This window comes from Acinetobacter sp. HR7 (genome assembly GCF_000773685.1).
Lineage (GTDB): Bacteria > Pseudomonadota > Gammaproteobacteria > Pseudomonadales > Moraxellaceae > Acinetobacter > Acinetobacter thermotolerans.
Window position 1 is genome coordinate 1 of record NZ_JPQO01000221.1, and the last position, 3,463, is coordinate 3,463.

Consider the following 3,463-nt stretch of genomic DNA (forward strand, 5'->3'; position numbering starts at 1 on the left):
TTTCTATTTTGGGCTTACAGAGGAAGTTCGTATAAGAGATTTTATGTTAAATGAAAAATAGATGGTGCTTTTCTAAAAAGTTTTATTATTTCTTAGGTTTAACTTGGAAAGTACTGATATATCTACCTATTTCTTTACCATCAATAGAACGATTGGTTGTATAAGCTGTAATAATTGTAAAAAAGGAATCTCTACCCTTTGCAACATAATCCAAAATAATAACCCCAGAAGGAAGCATTGCTAAATAGAGCCCTTTTCTTTTATCTGTTTGATGATGAAAACTCCCTCCTTGGCCTAATTTTTTCACCAAAAATCCGAAAACATCAGTGGGGGGTCTTAAGCGATTAAATTCTTGACCATGATTTCTTAAAATATGCAGATAGCCAAATCCATTTCTACCTTTTGCATAGCCATTTTGTAATCTAATTGGAAGATCATGAGGAATACCTTTTATGGTATTGCCAGGAATTATAGCTAGATCGATAGAACCATTAATTTCCCAAAATAAATTCTGCTCTATTGTATCTTCTTTTATTTGTAAAACAGGTTGTTGCATGATTAGAAAGTACTTTTAAAAAAGGGAAAAGAAGATAGAATTTGACATTTCTCAGGGGAATGATACCCTAATAGATGAGTCTTTGCTGAAAGACGTTACATCGACCTTGACAACCTAGATGGTCAGATGAAAAATTGGTCAGCACGCTGTTGTCATATAAGCGTATAGAGCGAGGTGTAATACTAAGTATTACTAAGTTTCTAAGAATTTGGTTAATTCTTTCGAGCGTTAACCATTTAAGTTTTTAGATTACTTCGGGCGTCGTTCGGACTCATATTAATTAAAGGTCGCATTTGCGGCCTTTATTTTTATGCTATAAAAATAAAGAATTAGTATATTTTAGAGAGCTTTCTTATGGTAATAAAAATAAGCGGTACTGAAGCAATTGATTGTGGTGTTGTCTATGACGTACCGCATGATGCAGATATAGATATTTCTGACACGAAAGCCGTAAGAGTACAGACTGTTTTAAAAGTAAGAGACAATCAACATCACTTTAAAGAAAAGATTTTATCTTATGTAGTAGATGGTACTCCTGTTGAGGTAGTTGAAGGATTTATTAAAGCAATTGAAACATTAGACTCTAAAGATGTGAGCTCTATTGAACTAGCAACATATAGGTCTGGATTAGATAAATTTTTTAAAAGTAATGTGGTTAGTGCTGTTAGTTTCGCTTCTTCAATCGTTACTTTGATTTCTAGCTTGCCCTTGTAGTAATAAAGAATAATTAGTTTGAAAATACTTCGAGCCAACCAATCCCTTAAGCTTTTTAATTTGTTTAAGGGTATATAGATCATTGGTGATTCTTGCCGTGATTTCTAAATTAAATAAATTGTGAATAATTTTTCGAGAGTCTTTTTCTAAAGAGCTAAGATAAACTCTTTTTTTCTTAGGTATAGATACCTTCTCAATTTTTGAAACTCTTATAGGCTGTAATGGTTCATTATCCTCTCTGAATTGATAGCATGTATTGACACGTTCGAAATAGGCTCCGGATATAATAAGATTTGCTGACTTAGGTGCACTAATACCTATGCCACAATCAATAAAGGAACAATTACTTATAATATTCATTTAGCGGTATCTCAATTGAAGTATTTCTAAAATTAACATAATACACGTTATATGAAGTTAAAAAATCGAGTCTAAAAACTTAATTTTTATGTATTTTTTTTAAATTAAAACCTAGGCCAGTGCCTAGGTTTTTTCTTCTGTTATTCCCAAGTAGAAATGTCCTACCTTAAAACCAAATAGAAATGTCCTATACAGACATTTCCAAGTCAAGCACAGGATTCAGATTTCGTTGTTGAATTGCTGTTTTCTGTGCACGTCTTCTTGGCATAGATTGAGAACGATTGCGTTTGTTTTGTTGTTCCAGTTCTTCATGCTGTTGTTGGATATGATTCAGAACAGCACCCAACCGTTTATTCTCAACAATCTCTCGCTGGTTGAGCTGACTTAATTTATCGAAGATGCTGTAATTGATTTTTCTTCCCTGATATTCAATCGCGACTGTACCATCCGGGTATTCTAGGAACTCAAGATACTTACCAATCAATCTTTGGTTTTCTTCCGTGTTTTCCAAGAGATATACGCATTTATCATAAGTAATCGTCAGGCTATTCGTGACTCTGCGGGGTTCACGCCAAGTAAAAACATCATCTAACTCCTCAGCAGTTTCAGTAACAGTCCGGTGTAAATCCTTGGGATTAAAAGCCATCTTGGCGAACTTCTGATTGAACTGCTCAATGAAGCAGGGTAGCCAGGCATTCGCTTGCTCAATCGAACAGATGCCTTCCAGGCGCATTTCTTTGATCAGACGGTCCTGAAGCGTTCTATTGGCCCGTTCTACACGGCCTTTGGCCTGTGGTGAATTAGCGAAGATAATATCGATATTCAGGGTGCTGAGTACGCGCCCAAACTGGGTAATCTTGGTGTCTTTCTTACTGCTTTGATTCACCCTGAAGACTGAATGTTTATCGCTGTAAAATGCCAACGGCTTACCATGCTGCTCAATATACAAACGTGTTGAAATCATATAGTCAAAGGCTGATTCTGATTCACAGAAGCGTAAATGCTGCAATTTTCCTGTGGCATCATCGATAAATACCAGCAGACAGCATTTAGGGGCTCGACCTTCAAACCAGTCATGGTGTGAGCCATCGATTTGGATCAGTTCACCATAACAGTCCCGGTTATAACGAGGCTGATACGGGCGTTTCAGACGCTTGGCGCGAGGAATCCATAAATCGGCTGCAATCATCCAGGAACGCAGTGTTTCCACTGAAATATCAAAGCCATGAACGGTGGTGAGCTTTTCATGCGCTAAAGTGGGTCCGAAACCATGCAGTTGATCAGAAACAATATTGAGGCACTTGAGTCTGAGCTCTTCAGGAAGCCTGGAATTGCTGATTTGACCACGACCGGCATGGGCTAATGCAGCTGGGCCTTGAGCTTTGTATTTTTGCAATAAACGTCTGATCTGACGCTCTGAAATATGAAGTAGCTGAGCAGCTTGGGACTGGGTTATGCGTTGATCACAGATTTCCTGCAAGACCGACAATCGTTTAAGTTCTTTATCCGACATAGACACCAACATATCAAACCGTCCGCTAAGAAAATTGCAAAAGTGCATATTCTAAAAGCGGACATTTTTACTTTGGAGAAACCGGACATTTCTACTTTGGGCTTACATCTTCATTTCGTATAACAGCCATTATGTTAAATAGAGGAATAGGTTTTTTTTAAACTTAAGACTATATTTTGAATTCATAGCTCTTTTAGTTGTGTATTTTCACAATTATGTAAATATAAGTTATTAAAATTACATTTTTTACGCCAATAGGACTTACGCATTGACGGATTCAAAAAAGTATTAAAATACTTTATAAAGTATCTGTGATCAGA

At 36.4% G+C, this 3,463-nt stretch carries 4 protein-coding genes; 1 reads left to right on the plus strand and 3 read right to left on the minus strand.

The annotated features are described in order from the left end of the window. Nucleotides 1–85: 85 nt before the first annotated feature. Nucleotides 86–556, minus strand: a complete 471-nt coding sequence (locus GW12_RS14480; protein ID WP_004761025.1) for a hypothetical protein — start codon at nucleotides 554–556, stop codon at nucleotides 86–88. Nucleotides 557–910: 354 nt separating this feature from the next. On the opposite strand from GW12_RS14480, the gene GW12_RS14485 reads away from it, so the two are divergent. Beyond that, nucleotides 911–1,270, plus strand: coding sequence for a hypothetical protein (locus tag GW12_RS14485; protein WP_034588916.1), 360 nt, complete (start codon nucleotides 911–913; stop codon nucleotides 1,268–1,270). Here the strand turns inward: GW12_RS14485 and GW12_RS14490 are convergent. Together GW12_RS14490 and GW12_RS14495 are read right to left on the minus strand one after the other, a co-directional pair. Next, nucleotides 1,235–1,630, minus strand: a complete 396-nt coding sequence (locus GW12_RS14490; RefSeq protein ID WP_034588918.1) for a hypothetical protein — start codon at nucleotides 1,628–1,630, stop codon at nucleotides 1,235–1,237. The two genes, GW12_RS14485 and GW12_RS14490, sit on opposite strands and share 36 nt — an antisense overlap. 187 nt (nucleotides 1,631–1,817) lie before the next feature. Then, on the minus strand, nucleotides 1,818–3,143 hold the full coding sequence (locus GW12_RS14495) for an ISNCY family transposase (protein WP_081403510.1): 1,326 nt from the start codon (nucleotides 3,141–3,143) through the stop codon (nucleotides 1,818–1,820). Between the last annotated feature and the right edge of the window lie 320 nt (nucleotides 3,144–3,463).

Excerpts from the sequence above, each read along its gene's own strand:
- GW12_RS14495 (WP_081403510.1), bottom strand. The coding sequence starts at position 3,143 with ATGTCGGATAAAGAACTTAAACGATTGTCGGTCTTGCAGGAAATCTGT.
- GW12_RS14490 (WP_034588918.1), bottom strand. The coding sequence starts at position 1,630 with ATGAATATTATAAGTAATTGTTCCTTTATTGATTGTGGCATAGGTATT.
- GW12_RS14485 (WP_034588916.1), top strand. The coding sequence starts at position 911 with ATGGTAATAAAAATAAGCGGTACTGAAGCAATTGATTGTGGTGTTGTC.
- GW12_RS14480 (WP_004761025.1), bottom strand. The coding sequence starts at position 556 with ATGCAACAACCTGTTTTACAAATAAAAGAAGATACAATAGAGCAGAAT.